The following is a 22,137-nucleotide window of genomic DNA, read 5'->3' as shown; positions in this document are numbered from 1 at the left end:
GAACCGCTCTCGATGGACAGAACGGAGCCCAGAAGACCGCGGGTGTACTCGTGGATCGGGTTAGTGAGCAGCTCCTTGGTGGGCGCCTGCTCGATAACCTGACCGGCGTACATAACCGTGATGTTATGGGCGACCTCGGCGACCAGCGCCAAGTCATGCGAGACGAAGATCATGGCAAAGCCGAGTTTGGCCTGAAGGTCGTTGAGCAGCTTGATGACCTGCTTCTGGACGGTAACGTCCAGAGCGGTCGTGGGCTCGTCGCAGATGACCAGCTTGGGGTCGCGGGTAAGGGCCATAGCGATCAGAACACGCTGACGCTGGCCACCGGAAAGCTCATGCGGGTAGCTCTCGAGCGTACGCTTGGGGTCGAGGCCCACGAGCTCCAAGAGTTCCTCGGCGCTGCGGGTGCCGCCGCGCTTGGTGAGCTGCTTCATCTGGGCAGAGATGAGCATGGAGGGGTTGAGCGAGGACAGGGCGTCCTGATAGACCATAGCGATATCGGTACCGCGCAGGCCGAACCACTCCTTCTTGCTCATCTTGAGCAGGTCGCGGCCCTCCCAGAGGACCTCGCCGGAAAGGTGCTCGTCATCGTCGGTCAGGCCCATGATGGCCAGCGTGGTGATGGACTTACCGCAACCGGACTCGCCCACCAGGCCCATGGTCTGACCAGGACGGACGTCAAAGTTGACATGGTCGACGACGTTGATATCGCCGTGATGCTCAAACTGGATGCAGAAATCGCGGACCGAGAGAATCGGTTCGACAGACTCGTCGGGCACATGGCGATCGTCACGCTTGAGCTCGACATCGCGCAGGGCGCCAAGGCGAGCGGAGAGGGACTGGGCCTGCTCCTTGTAGGCGCGAACGGGGTCGGAGACCAGCAGGTCGGCCTCGCGACGCTTGGAGGAATCGGTCGGATCCAGGGCGGCGGAGGGAGCAGCGGCCATGGCGTCGGTAATGCCCTCGGAGAGGATGTTGAGCGCCAGGCAGGTGATCATGATGGCCAGGCCCGGGAACAGCGCCTGCCACCAACGGCCGGCGAGCACGCCGCCGCGGGCGTCGGCGAGGATGTTGCCCCAGGTAGCGGTGGGCTCCTGGATACCAGCGCCGATGAAGGTCAGCGAGGCCTCGAAGATGATGGCGTCGGCGACCAGGGTAACGGTGAAGACCATGATCGGGGCGATGCAGTTACGCAGAACATGCTTGATCAAAATCCACGGAGCCTTGGCGCCGGAAACGATGACCGCGCGGACATAGTCCTCGCCGTACTCGGACACGATGTTGGCGCGCACGATACGGGCAATCTGCGGAGTGTACATAAAGCCGATGGCGAAGATGATCGACGGCACGGAGTTGCCCAGGATGGAGACGAAGACGGCCGCGAGGGCGATGCCCGGGATGGACATGATGATGTCCAGGATACGCATGATCGTCTCGGAAACGGCCTTGCGCGAAACCGCCGCAAGGGCGCCCACGACCGAGCCGCAGACCAGAGCCATGGCAGTGGCGCCAAAGCCGATAATCAGCGAGTAACGACCACCGTAGAGCATGCGCGACAGAATGTCGCGACCCTTATCGTCGGTACCGAAGATAAATCCGTTGCCGGGAGCCTGGCGAGCCGTAAAGATCTCGACCGGGCTATAGGGGGCAAGAAGGGGCGCCAGAATCGCAGTCAGGGCGACCAGCACCAACACGACGGCGGCAATCTTAGAAGACAGCGTCATCTTCTTCCAGCCACCGAGCTTGAGCCCCTTGGAGGCAGCCTTCTCGAGCTGCTCGGTTTGCTTCTCTCGAATCTTTACCATAATCTACACCGTCCTGATGCGCGGGTTGATGAGCAGGTAGAGCATGTCAACCACGATGTTGATGATGATGAAGGCAAGAGCAACGACGATAACGACGCCCTGAACCAGGTTCGCCTCGTTGCCCTGAACGCCCTGCAGAATCGCGGTGCCCATGCCGGGGAGGTTGAAGATAACCTCGATGACGACGGCGCCGCCCATGAGGTAACCGATCTTAAGACCGAGGGTGGTGACCGGGGTGATCAGCGCATTGCGAAGAACGTTGATGCCGACGACGACCTTCTCGGGAACGCCGGCGCCGCGAGCCATACGGACATAATCCTTATCGAGCTCCTCGACCATGGCGGTACGCACGATACGAGTCATCTGGCCCGTCAGCGGAAATGCCAAGGCGATAGCGGGCATGATCATACGCCCCAGATAGCCAGCCGGATTCGTGGTGAAGTGAGGCAGAGCACCCGATGCCGGAAGCACCTTAAGGTAGGAAGAGAACAGTAAGATCAACAGAACGGCAAGCCAGAACGACGGGGTTGCCAAGCCGGCGATGGAAAAGACGCGGATCACTTGGTCCGGCCATTTGTCGCGATACAGTGCCGCGATGACGCCGAGTAAAAACGAAACGACCGCACCGATGGCAAGGCCGATGAAGGTCAGCTGCATCGTGACAGGCAGGGCCGTGGAGATGCGCTTGGCAACGGAGTTGCGAGCAGCACCATAGGTGCCCATGTCGCCATGGATCAAATCGCCCATATAGCGCACGTAGCGCACGGGCCAGGGGTCGTCCAGACCATACTTCTCATGGTACTCGGCAACCGCCTCGGGCGAGGCACCGTCACCCAACGCCGTGTAGGCGGGGTCGGTCTTGGAGAACGACATAAGGAAGAACACCAGGACGGTGACGCCCAATGCCATGATCGGCAGCGCCACAAGACGCCTTCCAATCAAACGTAGCAAGTTGTTCACGTTCTCTCCCCTTTCTTTTGTCGGTAGGACCAACTGGTATATGAGTACGGATACTCATTACAAGACCCGAGCGACATCGTTGCCGCCCGGGTCTTTGTTTCAACTATGAGGACGTTGCCTTACGACCGACGCCCTACATATGACTCAAGCGAGTCTTAGGCCTTGACGGTCGCGACGCCCCTGAAGGACATGCTCGTCGTGCCGATGCCCTTGAAGCCATCGAGGGCCTCGCCGTTGGGCGCGGTGGACGGATCGTCCCAGGAAGCGGAGACGGTCTTGACGTGGACAACGGGGTACAGAACGGCGTTGTCGGCAATGATGTCGAAGCACTCGTTCCACTTCTTCTGCTGCTCGTCACCCTCGGCGGCAAGAGCCTCGTCCATGAGACCGTGGAGCTTCTGCCACTCAGCGGACTCCTTCCACGGGCAACGGGTCTGCATCCAGACGTTGTCGCCGTACCACCAGTTGAGCAGCAGGTCGGGGTCGGCGCCGAAGCAGGAAGGATCGCCAGGGGCAAGGAGGATATCGTAGGCCTCGCCGCCGTCGATGGCAGCGTAGGTGGCCGGCGAGGTATCGGTCTGGATGGTCACATCGAAGCCGAGAGCGTCGAGGTCGTTCTTGACCTGGGCGGCCATGCCCTTAATCTGCTCGTTGTCGGTGGTGCGCAGGGTGATGGCACCCGGGGTGATGCCAGACTCCTCGATGAGCTTCTTAGCCTTCTTGGCGTCGGTCTTGTACACCGTGGAAGCCTCATGATAGTTGGTGAAGCTCTTGGGCAGGTAGCAGCTAGCAGCGGTGGCAAGGCCGGCGAAGGTGTTGCTGACCATCTTCTCGGTGTCGAGCGCATACATGACAGCCTGACGGACCTTGACGTTGTTCCAAGGCTCCTTGGCGACGTTGAACATGATGAAGCGGGTGCCGAAACCCTGAACGTTATCGATCTTGCAGCCGGCGCTCTCGAGCTGGTCGACGGCGTCAGCGGTAACGAGCTCCATAACGAGCGTGGAGCCCTCCTGCTGAGCGGTAACGCGAGCGGTGGGGTCGGTCAGGATGCTGTACTGGATCTTCTTATCCTCGGCAGCATACTCACCGTTGTACTCGGGGTTGGGAACCAGGGTGATCTCGGTATCGGAGATAGAGTCGTACATCCAGGGGCCGGAGCCGATCGGCTGCTTGGCGCGATCCTCCTCGGTCTGGGTGGCCGGGGTAACGCGGACGATGGCCAGACGATCCTTGAGCAGGGAGAAGTTGGGGACCTTGGTCTTGACCGTTACGGTGCTGGCGTCCTTGGCCTCGATGGACTCGAAGGGCTGGAAGAACGGAGCATAGGTAGCGGAAGCGGCGCAAGCGGTGTAGGAGGCAACGACATCGTCAGCGGTGACCTCGGTGCCATCGGAGAACTTGGCGCCCTTGCGGATGGTGACCTCGAAAGTGGTGTCGTCCACAGACTTGGGATCGTCGGTGGCGAGCTCGTTGAAGGTGCTGTAGTCGTGGTAATCGATGCCATAGAGGCCCTCGACGACGTGCCAGTTAGCACCCAGGCCCACAGCGGAGCCGGTGCTGGCGGGATCGAAGCTGGACGGAGCGTAAGCGGAACCAGCGGTGATCACGCCGCCGCCACGGTTGGCGGAATCGGTGGAACCGGAAGCGGAACCCTCGTCGCTGGAGCTGCCACCGCAGCCGGTGAGACCAAGCCCTGCGACAGCAGCGACGCTGCCGGTGAGGCCGAGGAACGAACGCCTGGACATACCCTTGTTGATGATGGCCATGTCTTCTCCTATCAATAGAGAATCTTACCCGGGAGCACCTAGACGTGCCCCCGCGCAACTTGCGGACGATATATACCTTACCTACCGACGAGCCCAACTGAGGTGCCGCGCTCGGCGACCGATACATACATACGCTTGAACGGTATTTACTACCGTTCACCGAATTCATTGACAAACGATTCGCCAGACAGTATGTATCGACGAGGTGAGATATCAGTCTTCGTCAACCCGCAGGATAGCAGGGTTGTTCACCATGGCTAGTCAAACGTTTTAGCGTTAATTAAACCCGAAATCGGCTGGTAATCGCCGTGAAATAAATGATTGAAAATCACGCAATCATGTATATCAGTTGTTTAGAGGCGTGTTTAGTTTTCGGATTGCTTTGCCGCCGCCTCGGCGCGCTCGGCATTCCATGCAACGAGCGCCTCGTGAACCGCTTTGGCGACATCGGCAGGAATGCCTCGAACTTCCGCGATCTCTTGCTCGCTCGCCGCGCGCAAACGCTTCATCGAGCCAAAATGGCGCATAAGGGCACGTTTTCTGGTGGGTCCCACGCCTGGAACGTCATCGAGTACCGAAACCGTCATGGCTTTATCGCGCAATTCGCGATGGAACGTGATGGCAAAACGGTGCGATTCATCGCGCACCTGTTTAATTAGATAGAGCGACGCGGACCCGGTCGGCAGCACGACGGGAGTCTCGTCCCAAGGCACGAAAACCTCCTCATCGGCCTTTGCCAAGCCACAAACTGGTATATCGAGCCCAAGAGCCTCAAGTTGCTTGATCGCAGCGGTCAATTGCGGCTTACCGCCATCGACAACGAGCAAATCGGGGCGCGAGCCAAAGCGCTCGTCGGCCATGCGCTCGGGAGCATAACGTCGTCCCAAAACCTCGGACATCGACACGAAGTCGTTTGCCTCGTCCAATTCGGCCTGGATTTTAAAACGACGATACTGGCTCTTGTCGGCGCGCCCGTTGGTAAACACCACCATCGAGGCGACCGTAAAGGTGCCATGCAGCGTCGAGATATCGAAGCACTCGATACGCAACGGCGGCGATGGCAGCGCCAACGCACTTTCGAGCTCCAGGAGCGCTTGATTGGTGCGGTCGTCAGCGTACCCCGTTCGCATCATGTAGCGCATGAGGGCATGGCGCGCATTTTTGGATGCCATATCGAGCAGACGGTGCTTTTCGCCACGCTGCGGCCTATGGAGATGACAGGAACGCTCACGCTTGCCCGCAAGCCACTCCCCCAGCGCCTCCGCATCCTCAAGCTCGACGGAAAGGTTGACCTCAGCTGGAATATCAGCCGTCTCGTCGTAATAGCGCTTAAGAAAGCCCGACTGGAGCTCTTCCTCGTCAACATCAAGACCCTTGTCGAGAATGAACTCGCAGGTGCGAACTGTTCGACCCTCGCGAACGACGAAGACGCAAGCGGCGGAGATGGTCTCCTCGCGATAGAAACCGATGACATCGATATCGACACTGGAGGGAAAAACGACTTGCTGACGATCGTCCAGACCCCTGATGACCTCCAAACGACGTTTGACGCGGGCGGCGCGCTCAAAATCGAGCGCCTCGGCGGCCTCCGTCATCTCGGATGTCAGCTCGTCGACGACGTCCTTGCGATGGCCCGACAAAAAACGTTCGACACGCTTGACGTTCTTGGCATAGTCTGCCGGGGAAACCGCGCCGACACACGCACCCGGGCCGCGCCCGACATGATAGTCGAAGCAGGGGCGCCCGTTTTGCGCGCAAATCATATTGACGATGTCTTCCTCGCCCTTGTGGGACTCGACGATACGGCGACAACGACGCCACTCCGCACAGGATGCGGAGCAGATGGGGATAACCTTGCGCAGCGTATCTATCGTCTCACGTGCCGCGCGGCTATCGGTATAAGGTCCAAAATAGCGCGTTCCCGGCTTATGACGCTCACGCGTGTATTTGATAGCGGGATACAGGTCGCCCTTTGTAATGGCGATAAAGGGGTAGCTCTTGTCATCCTTGAGGTCGACGTTAAAGTACGGATGGTACTGACCAATCAAATTGCGCTCGAGCACCAACGCCTCGTGCTCGGTCTCCACCACGATATAGTCGAAGCTCGCCACCAGCTGCATCATCAGTGGGATCTTCTGGCGCTCGTCCTGCAGCGTCACGTACTGACGCATACGGGCGCGCAGGTTTTTCGCCTTGCCCACGTAGATGACATCGCCCTTGGCGTCTTTCCAAAGGTAGCAGCCGGGCTGCGTGGGAACGCGCGAAACCTGCTCGGCAAGCGTTGGAATGTTGTCGTGACCGGCCACGCGCACCTACTTGCGACGAATCAGCGCCGAGACCTCGGGCATCTTAAGGACGACGGCAAGGCCAAAGGTAACAGCAAGCGAGACGACACCCGCAACGCAAACGTAGCCAAGAGTAATCAGAATCGAGCCGCCAAGTGCCCCGACAAAGTGCTCAAGCGCCCGCATGACGCCGGCGCCTGCGGCAGCACCCAGGCCACCGAGCAAAAGGCCAAAGAAACCGCCATGCAGGATAGATTTAACCTGAAGACCACGCAGGCGACGACGCAGCCACCACAGCGAGCAACCAACCAAGATCACGTAGTCAACGACATACGAAAGCGCGATTGCCGGCATACCGAAGCCCAGCACAACGCCAAACAGCAGAACCGAGCCGGCCTGGCCGATGGCGGAATACAGACAATAGCGGCTATAGGGCTTCATGTCGAGCAAGGCAGAGAAGCTCTTCTGCATCAGCACGACCACGCCGTAGAGCGGCAGGGAAAGTGCCAGGTAGATAAGGAACTCCGACACCAGCGCCACACCGGACTCATCGAACTTGCCAGCGCAGTAGATCATGTTGAGCGGACGCGCGAAGACAATCAGGTACAGCGCGAATGGAATCAGGAAGAACAGCATCTGGGCGACGCCACGCGAAATGCCCGTGCGGACGCTGTCGTAATCCTTCTCCTGTGCGTCGTGAGAGAGCTCGGTATAGAGCGCCGTCGAAAGCGAGGCGGCAATCAGCGCGTAGGGCAGCGTGTACCACAGGCGCGCATAGGCGATGACGGAAGGACCAGTCTCGGGCTGGACCACCAGCGCAGCAGCGTTGGTGATAGAAGTCGAGACAAACATGCACACCGTGGCGAGCAGCGTCGGGATACCGAGCGCAATCGTCTGGCGCAGTGCGGGGTCCTTAAAGTCGATATGGATATGGGGATGCACGCCGTGCTTGCCAAGCGCGGGGATCTGACATGCCATCTGAACAAAGACACCGAGGGTCGTACCGGCCGCAATCAAGATGATGCCGGCACGTTCGCCGAACTGTGCGGACACGGGCGCAAAGCCCATAAAGCTCGCAATGACGATCACATTGTTGAGGACCGGGGCAAACGTCGACCAGAAGTAGTCGCGGTGTGCGTTGAGGACGCCCGAAAACACCGAGCCCAAACCATAAAACAGAATCTGGATGGCAAAGAAACGGAACATGAACGCAGCGGTATCCATGCTGCCGCCGTCACCCGAAAGGAACGATTGCGTCCAGATAAAGCCCGGGGCGAACACGGTCCCCAGCAACGAAATGCCACCCAGCACCAATAGCAGAATACCGAGCAGGTTGCCCACGTACTCGTTAGAGGCCTCGCGACCCTGCTCACGCCTCACGCCCATGTACACGGGCAAAAACGCCGTCACGAGCATGCCGCCCATCACGAGTTCGTAGAGCATATTGGGCAGGTTGTTGGCGACCTGATAGGAAGACGAGAGCAGCGACATGCCGATAGCGGCCGCCATTGCCCACGTGCGGATAAAACCGGTGACGCGAGACACGATGGTCAGGATGGTCATAAGCCCGGCGGAACGACCAACCGTGGAGTAGTCCGACGAGCCCATGTCGTCAGTGTCGTCTCGCGACGAAGAAGCTTCGGATGAGGGTGTCTGAGGCGCAGATTCTTTTGCAAAATGAGCTCCGCACTTCAATTCTTCCTGCGGCATCGCTCAGTCCTCTCTCGTAATTGGGGCGACCGTCGCCCCGCAAAATGCAATTAAATCATCAGGTGCAAGCTCAAGCTGATAACCACGCTTGCCTCCCGAAATAAAAATGGTATCCCAAAGGACACATGTCTCATCAATGAGCGTCCGGTAGCGTTTTTTCATACCGACCGGGCTGCAGCCTCCTCGAACATAGCCAGTCGCCGCTAGCAAGTCCTTCACATGCATCATGGCCAGGGATTTCTCCCCCGCCGCACGAGCGGCGGACTTTAGATCGAGCTCGTCGGCAACAGGGATGCAGCACACGACATAGTCGTTGGACGGTGTCACACAGACCAAAGTCTTAAATCCTTGACCGGGCTCCTCGCCAAGCTGCTCCGAAATCGCGACACCCAGGCCCACCGACTCATCACCATCGTCTTCGTACGTATGTAGAACATAGGAAATGCCGGCGCTTTCCAGCTCGCGCATCGCATTGGTTTTTGGCGTCTTTGCAGCCTTTGCCATGACATATCCTTTCCCTCGCATTCGGACGCAAGGATTAAGTATATGTCCAATTCGACTGCATACGTCACTTCGGCACAGCAAGCGCCATCGAATCACAAGGAGTCGATGGCGCCCATAAACTGAATCGCCTATTTATTGAACATCAAGTTGAGCCTGACGCTCCCGGTCGCGCCTGAGCAACGGCGCCAAAAACTTGCCCGTATAACTCTGCGGACAGTCCGCAACCTGCTCCGGTGTTCCCGAGACCACGACGGTTCCGCCGCCATTGCCGCCCTCGGGGCCCATATCGATCAGGCGGTCGGCAACCTTGATGACATCAAGGTTGTGCTCGATCACCAGCACCGTGTTGCCCGCATCGACCAGACGCTGCAACACGTCGAGCAGCTGGCGGACGTCCTCAAAATGGAGACCGGTCGTTGGCTCATCCAGAATGTAGAACGTCTTGCCCGTCTGGCGTCGATGAAGCTCCTTGGCGAGCTTCACGCGTTGCGCCTCGCCGCCCGAAAGCGTCGTCGCGGGCTGGCCAAGGCTCACGTAACCAAGGCCTACGTCATACAAGGTCTGAAGCTTGCGCTTGATCTGCGGGATATTCCCAAAGAAAGCCAGTGCCTCGGCCACGCTCATGTCAAGTACGTCCGAGATGGTCTTGCCACGGTAGGTGACCTCGAGTGTCTCGCGGTTGTAGCGTTTACCGCCGCAAACTTCGCAGGGAACGTAGATATCGGGAAGGAAGTGCATCTCGATCTTGATCTGTCCGTCGCCCTTGCACGCCTCACAGCGCCCGCCACTCACATTAAAGGAGAAACGACCCGGTGAGTAGCCGCGCGCCTTCGACTCCGGCGTACTCGCAAACAGCGCGCGAAGATCATCCCACAGGCCGATATAGGTAGCAGGGTTGGAACGCGGCGTGCGGCCAATCGGCGACTGGTCGATATCGATAACCTTATCGATACACTCGATACCCTCGATTTTCTTATATGGGCCCACAGGGCGCGTCGAACGGTGAATGGCATTCGTAAGGGCAGGCGCGATGGTGTCGGTAACCAGGGAGCTCTTGCCCGATCCCGACACGCCGGTAACAACCGTAAGCGTACCAAACTCGATCTTGGCGGTAACGTTTTTGAGGTTGTTGGCTCGAGCGCCCGTAATTTTAAGGCAGCCGCGACCGGGTTTGCGGCGCTCTTCGGGCACGCGAATCATCCGCTTGCCGGTCAGGTAGGCGCCCGTCATCGATTCGGGGCACGCCATGATATCGGCAGGCGTTCCTGCCGCAACCACGTGTCCGCCGTTCACGCCCGCACCGGGACCCATATCGATCACGTAGTCGGCAGCGCGAATCGTATCTTCGTCGTGCTCGACGACGATGACGGTATTGCCGATATCGCGCAGGCGCTCGAGCGTCTTGATCAGGCGTTCGTTGTCGCGCTGATGAAGACCGATCGAAGGCTCATCCAGAATATAGAGCACGCCCATGAGGCCCGCACCGATTTGCGTTGCCAAGCGAATGCGCTGCGCCTCGCCACCGGAAAGCGTCGCCGAGGCGCGATCGAGCGTCAGATAGTCAAGGCCGACGTCGACCAGAAAACGCAGACGCTCCAAGATTTCCTTGACGATGCGGCCGCCGATAAACTGCTGGCGCTCGGTGAGCTCCAAGCTCTCAAAAAACTCGAGCGACTCACGGCACGACAGGCAACAAACCTCATAAATCGACTTACCGCCCACGGTGACAGCAAGCATCTCGGGACGCAGACGGGCGCCATGGCAACTCGAGCACGGCTCCTCGCGAATATACTTCTCCAGGCGCGCCTTGGTGTTCTCGTTCGTCGTCTCGGTGTAGCGCTCATACAGGATGTTGCGCACGCCCGAGAATTTGGTATCCCACTGGCTGCGACGCCCGTCGAGCTTTTGATAGTCGACCGAAATCTTCGTGTCGCCCATGCCATCCAAAAACGCACGACGCACGCGGGGAGGCAAGTCCTCCCAGGGCGTATCGGCGCTCACCTTAAAATGCTTGCAGACCGCGGCAAAGATTTGCGGATAGTAGTTGGAATTGCCGAACAGGCTGCCAAAGACACCGTCGGCAATCGACTTTGAGGGGTCTTCGATCAGCGCCTCGGCATCGACTGTCTTCTTAAAGCCCAGGCCATCGCACTCGGGACATGCGCCATAGGGCGCGTTGAACGAGAAATCGCGCGGCTGCAAATCGTCGATGGAGTGCCCGTGCTCCGGGCACGCCAGCGCCAGCGAATACTCAAGCAGCTCGCCCTCGGTTCCCTCGGGAGCATCGCGGTCAGGCAGCATGCACACGTTTACATTGCCGTGCGCCAGCGCCGTCGCCTGCTCAACGGACTCTGCGATGCGGCCTAGGGAGTTCTCTCGAATTACGATACGGTCGACCACGACCTCGATATCGTGCTTGAACTTCTTGTCCAGATCGATCGGATCGTCGAGCGAGCGCACTTCACCGTCGACACGCACGCGGCTAAAGCCCTCGGCGCGAAGGTCCTCAAACAGTTTGGTGTACTCGCCTTTTCGCCCGCGCACCACCGGTGCCAGCACAAACGCGCGGCGGCCCTCCCCCGCCGCCAAGACCTTGTCGGCAACCTGGTCGGTCGTCTGACGCTCAATGACGCGGCCGCATTCGGGACAGTGCGGGGTGCCCACACGGGCGAACAGCAGGCGCAGATAGTCATAAATCTCGGTTACGGTGCCAACCGTCGAGCGAGGGTTTTTAGACGTCGTCTTTTGGTCGATCGACACCGCCGGCGAAAGGCCGTCGATTGAATCCAGGTCGGGTTTGTCCATCTGGCCCAAGAACTGGCGCGCATAGCTCGAAAGACTCTCGACGTATCGACGCTGGCCCTCGGCATAGATAGTGTCAAATGCCAGCGAGCTCTTGCCCGAGCCAGAAAGACCGGTAATGACCACGAGTTGGTCACGCGGAATGGAAACATCGATATCACGGAGGTTGTGCTCACGAGCGCCGCGAATAACGATAGAAGAATCAGACATGGAAGCTCCTTGCCTCCTATTGCATCGAATCATATTGTCGATGAGTTTAGCGCACTCGACGCGCACAGATGTTCGTAATACAAGATTCGCAGACCTTTTGCGTTGCGTATCGGGTGCTTTGTTTCTCGAAATGCCGTGGAAAGGTTACAGTAATCTAATACTGAACTTAATTTGCTGAACCAGAGGAACGTCCATGACCGAAGATATCCCCCTTGAAATCACTTCGAGCGACATGGCCAATCTGCCCATATTCATTGCCGTCCTTATCGTAGCCGCCGTCGTCGTGCGCGTATATTTTTCAATCAAGCGAAATGAAAAGCCGCCCATTGCCCGCGCCTTTTGGTGCGCGACGCTCCTCATTCCGCTCGGTGTGGTAGCTGCCTGGATTACGAATCAATTGCTTGTAAACGAAGACAGCTCCCTATGGATTCTTTCCTATTCGGCACTCGGTGCCGCTGCCGTCGTGCTTCTTGTCGAGCCCTTGATTTCGAGATTCATCGACCAATCCGATTTCGCAACGGGAACGATTGCTTGCACCTGTCGCGACGTTCTCGTCATCGCCGCGGTTTCGGTGCTCTCGTTCGTTTCGCTCGAAATCGCCTGCAACGACACGTTCTATCGCATTCCCGCCAATTCATTTGGTTTTTCCGTCGGACTGCTCGCGACGATCCTGCTCTCTCTTTATTTGCTAGGACAACGGCACGGAGGGGTCATGGCCCTTGTGCCCATCGTCTGCTGTATCCTTGGCATTGCCGAGCACTTCGTCGTGACATTTAAAGGCGAAGCCATCCTGCCGAGCGATATTTTGGCCCTGGGCACCGCAGCGGAGGTAAGCGAAGGATACGAGTTCACCTTTACTGCCGGTATCGTCACGTCACTTGCGCTGCTCGAAATCTCCTTTGGGCTTCTTTCGCTCATCCGCCCGCGAAAGCTCCGTACGCCCTCTCGCGTATCCCCTGTCATTGCCGGCAATCTCTGTGCCTTCCTGCTGGTGACCGCCGTGGGTCTCTCTGGCTTTTCCAGCATCGACTTGGAACAGGCGCTCGACTTTGGATTTGACCGCTGGCAGCCTATTACGACGTATGTGTCTCAGGGCTTTCTCACCTCGTTCACCGAAATGGTCAACGAGCTGCCCATCGAAAAGCCCGAGGGCTATACGTCCGATGAGGCTCAGGACATCGAGCGGGAGCTTGCCGCCGTCTATGACAGCACATATGGCTCGAGCGAGCAGCGCGCCGCCGCCGTTGCTCAATTCAATGAAATCAAGCCGACGATCGTCGCCGTCATGAACGAAAGTTTTAGCGACCTTTCGTGCTTTGAGCAGCTCCAGGCGGCCGGGTATACCGGCCCCGCATTCTATAACTCACTTCCCGACACGCTCGTGCGCGGCACTATGCTCGCCTCGGTCGCAGGTGGCGGAACAGCGAACTCCGAATTTGAGTTTTTGACCGGAGCTACGACCGCCTTTGTCGGAGTGGGCAAGATTCCCTATCAGCTATATCAGATGAATGATGTCAACAGCTTGGCAAAGGACCTTAAAGAACTTGGATACACCGCCACTGCCATGCACCCGCAAAACCCCGTTAACTACCATCGAGATAAAATCTATCAGCAGCTGGGCTTTGGAGATTTCCTATCTATCGCCGATTTCGAAGGTGCACCCTATTACCATGCCGGCGTATGCGACTACGCCACCTATGACAAGATACTCGACCTGCTGAGGACCGACGACGCCCCGCAGTTTATCTTCGATGTCACGATGCAAAACCATGGCGGATACGATGTCGGCACCGTTCCCGCCGAAGAGCTGACGAATTATTGGGTCGAGGGGGCCAGCGAGGGCACCAATACCGCACTCAACACCTACCTCACCTGCATCAACGCATCCGACCGAGACCTTGAGTACTTTATCAACGAGCTCCGCAATATCGGTCGACCGGTCGTGCTCGTCTTCTTTGGCGATCATCAGCCGAGCGCCGCAACGGCTCTCAACGATGAGCTGTACCCGCAGGAAGACACGGCAAGCCACGCTTTCCGCATTTATCAGTCGACCTATTTTGTCTGGGCGAACTATGAAATCGCCGGCAATACCGAGCTCAACGTCTACGACACCGTCGGTGCAAACGAGATTGCAGCCATAACCCTTAATAAGATCGGCGCTCCGCTCACCGATTACCAAAAGGCCTTGCTTGCAACAAGGTCCGATGTGCCGACCATCAATGTCGCCGGCTATCTCGGAGCCGACGGGCTGCGCTATGACTTGGAATCGAAAGACAGCCCCTATGTCTCGACGATCGACAAGCTGCAGCGCATTCAATACCTTGAGTTCGCCAGCAAGGTTCAGTAAGCTCGCCCGTGCGCTGGAGTGACATAACATTGCAACGCACGCTCCCGGACAGACACATCACGAATGACTCCCGCTCGCAAACGAGGGTACAATGACGCTCGTGTCACACCGCGGGGCTTCGTCCCCAACATATACAAAGGAGTCATACATGGGTTGCGAGCATGCACAGGCCGCCGGCGGACAAACCGCGCCACAGGAATTTGAAGAAAACACGTTGTCCGAAGTCAAGCGCGTCATCGCCGTGCTTTCCGGCAAGGGCGGCGTCGGCAAGTCATTCGTCACCGGCGCCATCGCCACCGAGCTCGCCCGTCACGGTCACAAGGTCGGCGTCCTCGATGCCGACATTACCGGCCCCTCTATCCCCAAGATGTTCGGCATGAGCGGACGACATGTCCACGCCCTCGGCAACCTTATGCTGCCCGAAATCTCCGAGCACGGCGTCAAGGTTATGAGCTCCAACCTGCTGCTCCAAAACGAAACCGACCCTGTCCTCTGGCGCGGTCCGGTTATCGCGGGTGCCATCAGGCAGTTCTGGAGCGAGACCTCCTGGGGTCCCATCGACTACCTGCTGGTCGACATGCCTCCGGGAACGGGCGACGTCGCCCTCACCGTCTTCCAGTCGCTGCCCGTCGATGGCATCGTCATCGTCACGAGCCCGCAGGATCTGGTCTCAATGATCGTCGCCAAGGCGGTCAATATGGCCGAGAAGATGAACGTCCCCATTCTGGGTATCGTCGAGAACATGAGCTATATCGAGTGCCCCGATTGCGGCAAGAAGATTGAAGTCTTTGGCAAGAGCAAGCTCCCCGAGGTTGCCGAGCGCTACAACCTCGAGATCCTGGGCCAACTTCCCATCAATCCGGCACTCGCCGAGGCCTGCGATAAGGGCGAAGTTGAGACCGCACTGCCCGACGGCATGCTGCCCCAGGCCGTCTCTGCCGTCGAGGCCATTGCCCCGCACGAGACCGACGAGGCCTAAGTGAACGCAAACGCCTTCTATGACGTCTTGGTAATCGGCGGCGGGGCCTCGGGTCTCGCCGCCGCCATTACGGCCGCACGCGCCGGCAAAAGCGTCTGCATCGTTGAGCGCGATGTTGCCTGCGGCCTTAAGATACTTGCGACCGGAAACGGCCGCTGCAACCTTTCCAACGAATCAATCGATTTCCAGCGGTATAACCACCCCGCATTCATCGAATCCGTCATGGGACCTCAGCCCGAAGAAGAGCTAGGGAACTTCTTCTCCTCGCTGGGCATCATGACGACCTCCGAGGAAGGCCGCCTGTATCCGCGTTCCCTTCGCGCCGAATCGGTGCGCGATGCGCTTCTCAACGCTTGCGATCGCTTGGGTATCGCCTTGATCTGCGGGGCAAACGTTGTCTCGGCATCCAAAGCTCCCGAGGGCTGGGCGCTTCAAATAGACCGTCCCGCGCGGACACTCAAGGCAAAAAAGCACGACGACCGAAAAACAGAGGTCCGCTCGCTTCGGAAGGCGCTTGCCGACGCACCTCGCAAGAACGAGACGCTGCAAACAAAGGCTGTGATTATCGCCACGGGCGGCAGTTTTGCCGACATCGCGAGGACGTTCGATCTCTCCCTCACGCCGCAGCACCCCGTCCTCTGCCCCGTGTCGGCATCGGTCGTTGGCGACCAGACGGCGCTCAAGACCTTGGATGGCCTGCGCGTCCGCGCCCGTCTGACGCTCACCCGCAATCATGAGGAGCTTTGGCACGAAGACGGCGAAGTGCTCTTCCGAACCTTTGGCATCTCGGGCGTTGCCGCCTTCAACCTCTCCCGCCGTGTCCAGCACGGCGACACGATTCTGCTCGACGTTTTCCCCGACCTCTCCAAAGGTGAGTTGCTCGATATGCTCAACCAGCGAGTTGAGCTGCTCGGCGGCTTTTCGTCCCACGATCTCCGCTGGCTCGACGGCATGCTTGCCCCGCAGCTCTCTCACGTCGTCTGCACCACATTCGAACAGTGCCACCCCGGGTCACACGATGTCATCCATCTGGTCTCGATCCTCAAGCACTTTAAGCTGCTCGTCGAGGGAACGGCGGAGGAGTGTTCGGCCCAGGTCATGCGCGGTGGCGTGCCCATCGAGAGCGTCTCAGCTCCCAGACTCTGCGTGAACAACGCGGTAGGCGCCCCACTTTTCATCTGTGGCGAGGCGCTCGATATCGATGCCGATTGTGGCGGCTTTAATCTTGCGTGGGCCTGGATCTCGGGCATTCGCGCTGCAAGCAGTCTATAGCCGCGCAGTCTATAATCAAAACGCATTCGGGCCGTCTGGGACACCGGGCGGCCTCTTTCTTGCATCTAAGGAGACCTCGATGATCGAAATCACCCAAGTCCACGCGTCCCTCGATGAGGCTGGCGACGAGGATGCCTGCCTTACCGTTGGCAGACGCGCCGCCAAGCGAGCCCTGCGATGCAAGGATTCCCAGATTAAAGCCATCGAGCTCCATCGCAAGTCTATCGACGCCCGTAAAAAGCGAGACGTCCATTTTATTTTGAGCTTTCGAGTCGAGCTGACAAACCCCCGACTCGAGCAGGAGGCTGTCAGCAGCGTTGCCGAGCGCGATCGCTCGCGCATCCGCATGGTCGATGGCGCGGCGCCCTCATTCCCCTCCCCTGTCCCCAACGCACCCAAGGAGTGTCCCGTCGTTGTCGGTGCCGGTTGCGCCGGCCTCTTTGCCGCCCTCACCCTCGCCGAAGCAGGTCTTAAGCCCTTGCTTATCGAGCGTGGTGACCCGGCGCTTCGACGCTCGCAGGCAATCGACCTCTTTCTTAAGGAGCGTATCCTCGACCCCGAGAGCAATATCCAGTTTGGCCTGGGCGGCGCAGGAACCTTCTCGGACGGAAAGCTCAATACGGGAACCAAGAATCCCGCCCATCGCCTGATTCTCGAGACCTTCGTCGAAGCGGGCGCGCCTCGCGATATCCTGTGGGACGCCAAGCCGCACATTGGCTCCGACATCCTTCCCGCCGTCGTCACCAACATTTCCCAGCGCATCGAACAGCTCGGCGGAACCGTTCGTTATCGCACAAAACTCATCGACATTCGCACCGATGCGTCCGGCGCCATCACAGGCATCGATGTTCAATCGCCCCAAAGCACCGCGAGCGAGACAATCGTCACAAAGCATCTCATTCTCGCCTGCGGCCATTCCGCTCGCGACGTATTCGAACTTCTCAAGACCCATAACGTGGCCCTCGCGCAAAAGACCTTTGCCATGGGCGTACGCATCGAGCATCCGCAGCGCGACATCGACCGTGCCCAATATGGCCCATCGGCGGGGCATCCGGCGCTTGGAGCAGCTCCTTACAAACTCGTGGCCCATCTCCCCAACGATCGCAGCGTGTTCTCGTTTTGCATGTGTCCTGGCGGGCAGGTTGTTGCCGCCTCCTCCGAGCAGAGCTATCTGTGCGTCAACGGAGCCAGCCTCAATGCCCGCGACGGGCGCAACGCCAATGCCGCCCTACTCGTTAACGTCACGCCCGACGACCTTCCCAGCGATGACCCGCTTGCGGGCATTGAACTCCAGCGCGCCTGCGAGCAGACCGCCTATCGCCTGGGCGGCTCCAACTGGAACGCACCGGCACAGCTCGTCGGAGATTTCCTTGCGGGACGTGCCAGCACGGCACCTGGAAAAGTGAAGCCCACCTATCCACTTGGCGTAACCTGGACGGCAATCGACGAAGCCCTCCCGCAGCATGTCGTCGAATCGCTTCGTTTGGGAATCCCCTTGTTCGGCAAAAAGCTGCGCGGCTACGACCGCCCCGATGCCGTCCTCACCGGCGTGGAGACGCGTTCGAGCTCGCCTGTCACCGTCACCCGCGACCGAGCGTGCCACGCCACGTCGACCCCGGGCCTCTACCCTTGCGGCGAGGGAGCTGGATATGCCGGCGGCATCATGAGCGCCGCCACCGATGGCATCCGTTGTGCCGAAGCCCTGATCGCAGACCTCTAACGCGCGCCCCAGCGTTCGAAAGACACGGGCCCCGAGCTCCACAAGGAGCTCGGGGCCCGTTCGTTACTTCTTGAATCGTGCACCCTGACGTTTTCTGCCCGATGCAAAGGTGGAACCCTTGCGAGCCTGCGAACGCAAACGCTCGATCGTTTCGTCCTCAGATGCACCCTCGAGCATCGCCCGAATCTGGACGACCGCATCACGCAGACGCGCCGCCTCCTCAAAGTCCATGGCGGCGGAAGCGTTACGCATGTCCTCCTCCATGGTCTCGACGATTCGCACGAGCTCGTCATGCGGCAGCCCTTCCAGCTGCTCGGCAAGCGTCTGCTCGGGCGCCACCGTCTCCGGTACGGCGCCCTCGCCGTTTTCATCGGGTGTATAGAACGCGCCGTGACCCAGTGAATCGCCCTTCGAACGCCCCTTGGAGCCCACGGTCTTTTCGGCCTCGGCGATAAAGCTCGAGATATCGTTAATGGCTTTGCGGACCGTCTTGGGCACAATGCCATGCTCTTCGTTATATGCCATCTGAATCTCACGACGGCGCTGCGTCTCCTCGATGGCCTCTTTCATCGAATCAGTCACAACGTCTGCGTACATGATGACTTCGCCGTCGGCATTACGGGCCGCACGGCCAATCGTCTGAATCAGCGAACGGCGGTTGCGCAAAAAGCCTTCCTTATCCGCATCGAGAATCGCTACCAGCGAAACCTCGGGAAGGTCCAAGCCCTCGCGGAGCAGGTTGATGCCAACAAGAACATCAATCTTTCCCTCGCGCAGCGTACGCAGGATCTCGACACGATCCATCGTCGCCGTATCGGAGTGCATGTAATTGACCTTAATGCCGGCATCAAGCAGATGGTCGGTCAGGTCCTCTGCCATGCGCTTGGTCAGCGTCGTCACCAGCACGCGCTCCTTGCGCGCCACCCGCTCGCGAATCTCGTCCTCAAGATCGTCAATCTGGCCGCGAACTGGACGCACGTCAATCTTGGGGTCGAGCAGACCGGTCGGACGAATAATCTGCTCAACGTCGTTTTGGCTAACACGCAGCTCGTAGTCGCCCGGCGTGGCCGAAACGTAGATGAACTGGGGAATCCTGGCCTCAAACTCATCGAAACGAAGCGGGCGGTTATCGAGCGCCGAGGGCAAACGAAAACCATGCTCAACCAGCGTCACTTTACGCGAACGGTCGCCTTCGTGCATACCGCGGATTTGCGGCACCGTCACATGGCACTCGTCGATGATGCAGAGCATGTCCTTGGGAAAGTAATCGATCAGGGTAAACGGCGGCTCGCCCGGCTTGCGCCCGTCCAGGTGACGAGAGTAGTTCTCGATGCCGTTGCAAAAGCCCATGGTCTCAAGCATCTCAAGATCGTAATCGGTGCGCTGCTGTAGGCGCTGGGCCTCGAGCAGCTTATCGGTTGCCTTGAGCTCGGCCACGCGCTTCTCGCACTCTTCGCTGATTGATTTCAGGGCCGCCTTGACCTTAGGCTTCTCAGTCACGTAGTGCGACGCCGGCCACACGGGAATGGCCTCGTACTCACGCAGCATCTCGCCGGTGACCTCGTCGATCTCGGCAATCAGCTCGACCTCGTCGCCAAAGAACTCAAACCGCAACGGATGCTCGGCATAGGGCGGGTACACGTCTACGACATCGCCGCGCACGCGGAAGGTGCCACGCGCCAAATCATAGTCATTGCGATCGTACTGGATATCGATAAGCGCATGAATAAAGTCGTCGCGCTCAAGCGGCACCTTCTTGTCGACGTTCGGTGCCAGACCAGCATAGTCCTCGGGAGAGCCAATGCCATAGATACACGAGACCGATGCGACGACGATTACGTCACGTCGAGAAAGCAGCGATGCCGTCGCCTGATGGCGCAACATCTCAACTTCCTCGTTAATCGAGGAATCCTTCTCGATATATGTATCGCTTTGCGGCACATACGCCTCGGGCTGATAGTAGTCGTAGTACGACACAAAATAGACCACGGCGTTGTTGGGAAAGAACTCCTTAAGCTCGCTCGCAAGCTGAGCGGCAAGTGTTTTATTGGGAGCCATAACCAGCGTCGGCTTCCCCAAGGCCTCAATAGTCTTGGCCATCGTGAAGGTCTTGCCCGAGCCAGTCACGCCCAACAGAACCTGATAGCGATCTCCATCTCTCACGCCCTGCACAAGCGACTCAATGGCTTTGGGCTGGGAACCCGCAGGCTCGTAAGGAGATACGACCTTAAATGGCACCTCAGAGCCCTCAACGCCAAAACGTTTAAGCTCTCCGCCAACACGCTCAACTTCAAATTCCGCCATGGATACTCCTAACTCATATATCTGCAGTATACGCAGGCGGCAGGCATAGTCCTATACGAACTGATCGGGATAGAGGGTCTTGTAGCGAACCCAGGCGTTATTGACGCGAATCAGATACGCCTGAGTCTCGGGGAAGGTGATTGCATTATGCAACGACGTGCTCTGTTGCGCCCACCCGTCGACATTGCCCATGCCGGCGTTATAGGCGGCAATGGCGCTATCGGTCGACCCGTTGAAATAGGTTAAAAGGTATGAGAGATACGCACAGCCAAACTCGATATTCGTAGCCGGATCGTTAAGGTTGTCAGCCGAATACTCGTCACCATCGACAAGGCCCTTGGCAATCATATCCTGGGCCGTCTCGGGCATCAGTTGCATCAATCCCTGAGCGCCCTGATTCGACTCGGCCTCGGGATCCCAATTCGATTCCGACTTGATGACAGCGCACACCAAATACGGATCCAGATTGTGCGAAATGCTCGATTGCTTTACATACGCCTCATAGTCAATCGGATACAACGGTTTAAAGAAAGCGGCAGGAGCATACGAGTAGATGAGCGAGATAAGACCGAAGACGAACACGACGGCAAGTGGTGCCATGCGATACCACGTAAAGAAACGTGTCTTAGACATCGGCCTCCTCCTTATCCGTTACGTCGCAAAAGCCATGATGCGCAAGCCACGCGTCCAGCTGTTCAAAGAGCGAGTTATCGCCTGCAGCATTATCGATTACCGTCGTAGCGAGGTTGCATAGCGAAGCCTCATCGGGCTGACATGCAGAGCGAGCATCGAAATCAGAGGGCTCCATACCACGATGAATGGCACGCTCACGACGAACTTCCAAGGGAGCGCTGATGACCAGTATTTCATCAGCCAGGCCAAATGCATCCTCAAAACCAGTCGGAGCAGAAACCTCGACAACCGCAAAGGGATAACGGGGAGACGAAACCGTGCAACAAACCGGATCGAGAATCCTCATCGAAAGTTGTTCGATAAGAACCGGATGAACAATGCCGTTGAGCCGCGCGACGGTGTCAGGCGAGACAAAAGCTCGAGCAGCGAGGATGTTGCGGCGAATGCCGCCCTCCCCGTCCAAAATGTCCCAGCCAAACTCCTCTGCAAGGGCACTGACGATCTCGGAACCTGGCACATACAGCGATTTGGCAAGCTCATCCAGATCGATAAGCATGGCACCGCGAGATTCGAGATAGCGGCAGGCAGTCGACTTACCCGAAGCAATATTGCCCAAGACAAAAACGGTAAACATCTAGCCCTCCCTAACGCCAATGGGAGTTATTATCGCGCAAATAAATAAGATGGGCTCAAAATACAGCCAAACAGTAAGAGAGCCCAGGCGAAGGCGGATACCGCCATTTCAATCCTCTTTAAACGCAAAAAAGGGGGAGGCCGCGAGGCCTCCCCCTTCTTCAAATCAACCAGACGGCTCGGTGCCGTCCACCGGTCAGCGGC

General features: G+C 58.5%; 14 protein-coding genes. 4 read left to right on the top strand and 10 right to left on the bottom strand.

Annotated features, from left to right (window positions below; genetic code table 11):
* The 7 genes from I2G43_RS09220 to uvrA all read right to left on the bottom strand — a co-directional run.
* Positions 1–1,805, bottom strand: a 1,805-nt coding sequence (locus tag I2G43_RS09220) for a dipeptide/oligopeptide/nickel ABC transporter permease/ATP-binding protein (RefSeq protein WP_195535927.1), incomplete at its 3' end; no start/stop codon positions are given.
* Positions 1,806–1,808: 3 nt separating this feature from the next.
* On the bottom strand, positions 1,809–2,765 hold the full coding sequence (locus I2G43_RS09215) for an ABC transporter permease (protein ID WP_055251823.1): 957 nt from the start codon (positions 2,763–2,765) through the stop codon (positions 1,809–1,811).
* Between the two features lie 155 nt (positions 2,766–2,920).
* On the bottom strand, positions 2,921–4,534 hold the full coding sequence (locus I2G43_RS09210; protein WP_035138897.1) for an ABC transporter substrate-binding protein: 1,614 nt from the start codon (positions 4,532–4,534) through the stop codon (positions 2,921–2,923).
* 365 nt (positions 4,535–4,899) lie between these two features.
* Positions 4,900–6,840: an excinuclease ABC subunit UvrC gene (uvrC, locus tag I2G43_RS09205; protein ID WP_324249534.1), complete on the bottom strand. Its 1,941-nt coding sequence runs from the start codon at positions 6,838–6,840 to the stop codon at positions 4,900–4,902.
* A 6-nt stretch (positions 6,841–6,846) separates the two neighbouring features.
* On the bottom strand, positions 6,847–8,427 hold the full coding sequence (gene murJ / locus I2G43_RS09200) for a murein biosynthesis integral membrane protein MurJ (RefSeq protein WP_195535925.1): 1,581 nt from the start codon (positions 8,425–8,427) through the stop codon (positions 6,847–6,849).
* A 105-nt stretch (positions 8,428–8,532) separates the two neighbouring features.
* Positions 8,533–9,033 carry a Cys-tRNA(Pro) deacylase gene (gene ybaK, locus I2G43_RS09195; protein WP_195535924.1) on the bottom strand — a complete coding sequence of 167 codons (501 nt, stop codon included), beginning with the start codon at positions 9,031–9,033 and terminating at the stop codon, positions 8,533–8,535.
* Between the two features lie 132 nt (positions 9,034–9,165).
* Entirely contained in the window at positions 9,166–12,045 is a 2,880-nt protein-coding gene (uvrA, locus tag I2G43_RS09190) for an excinuclease ABC subunit UvrA (protein ID WP_195535923.1), read from the bottom strand.
* 193 nt (positions 12,046–12,238) lie between these two features.
* Here uvrA and I2G43_RS09185 point away from each other — a divergent pair, with 193 nt between their 5' ends.
* The 4 genes from I2G43_RS09185 (at position 12,239) to I2G43_RS09170 (ending at position 18,363) form a co-directional block, all read left to right on the top strand.
* Positions 12,239–14,392 carry an LTA synthase family protein gene (locus I2G43_RS09185; RefSeq protein ID WP_195535922.1) on the top strand — a complete coding sequence of 718 codons (2,154 nt, stop codon included), beginning with the start codon at positions 12,239–12,241 and terminating at the stop codon, positions 14,390–14,392.
* A 148-nt stretch (positions 14,393–14,540) separates the two neighbouring features.
* Positions 14,541–15,371 carry an Mrp/NBP35 family ATP-binding protein gene (locus tag I2G43_RS09180; RefSeq protein ID WP_195232166.1) on the top strand — a complete coding sequence of 277 codons (831 nt, stop codon included), beginning with the start codon at positions 14,541–14,543 and terminating at the stop codon, positions 15,369–15,371.
* Positions 15,372–16,643: an NAD(P)/FAD-dependent oxidoreductase gene (locus I2G43_RS09175; protein ID WP_195535921.1), complete on the top strand. Its 1,272-nt coding sequence runs from the start codon at positions 15,372–15,374 to the stop codon at positions 16,641–16,643. It begins immediately after the preceding gene.
* A 79-nt stretch (positions 16,644–16,722) separates the two neighbouring features.
* On the top strand, positions 16,723–18,363 hold the full coding sequence (locus I2G43_RS09170) for an NAD(P)/FAD-dependent oxidoreductase (protein WP_195535920.1): 1,641 nt from the start codon (positions 16,723–16,725) through the stop codon (positions 18,361–18,363).
* Between the two features lie 63 nt (positions 18,364–18,426).
* Here the strand turns inward: I2G43_RS09170 and uvrB are convergent, their stop codons facing one another.
* From uvrB to coaE, 3 genes are read right to left on the bottom strand one after another with little or no spacing between them, the layout of a single operon-like run.
* Positions 18,427–20,667 (bottom strand): excinuclease ABC subunit UvrB, encoded by a 2,241-nt coding sequence (gene uvrB, locus I2G43_RS09165; protein ID WP_195535919.1) that lies wholly within the window; start codon positions 20,665–20,667, stop codon positions 18,427–18,429.
* 51 nt (positions 20,668–20,718) lie between these two features.
* Positions 20,719–21,300, bottom strand: a complete 582-nt coding sequence (locus I2G43_RS09160; RefSeq protein ID WP_195535918.1) for a lytic transglycosylase domain-containing protein — start codon at positions 21,298–21,300, stop codon at positions 20,719–20,721.
* Positions 21,293–21,934, bottom strand: coding sequence for a dephospho-CoA kinase (gene coaE / locus I2G43_RS09155; protein ID WP_195535917.1), 642 nt, complete (start codon positions 21,932–21,934; stop codon positions 21,293–21,295). The genes I2G43_RS09160 and coaE overlap by 8 nt, the downstream gene beginning before the upstream one ends.
* Positions 21,935–22,137 lie beyond the last annotated feature (203 nt).

Source organism: Collinsella aerofaciens (assembly GCF_015557435.1).
In the GTDB taxonomy this organism is placed as follows: Bacteria; Actinomycetota; Coriobacteriia; order Coriobacteriales; family Coriobacteriaceae; genus Collinsella; species Collinsella aerofaciens_Z.
The sequence above is the reverse complement of the archived record's forward strand: the minus strand, read 5'-3'. Positions and strand labels throughout refer to the sequence as shown.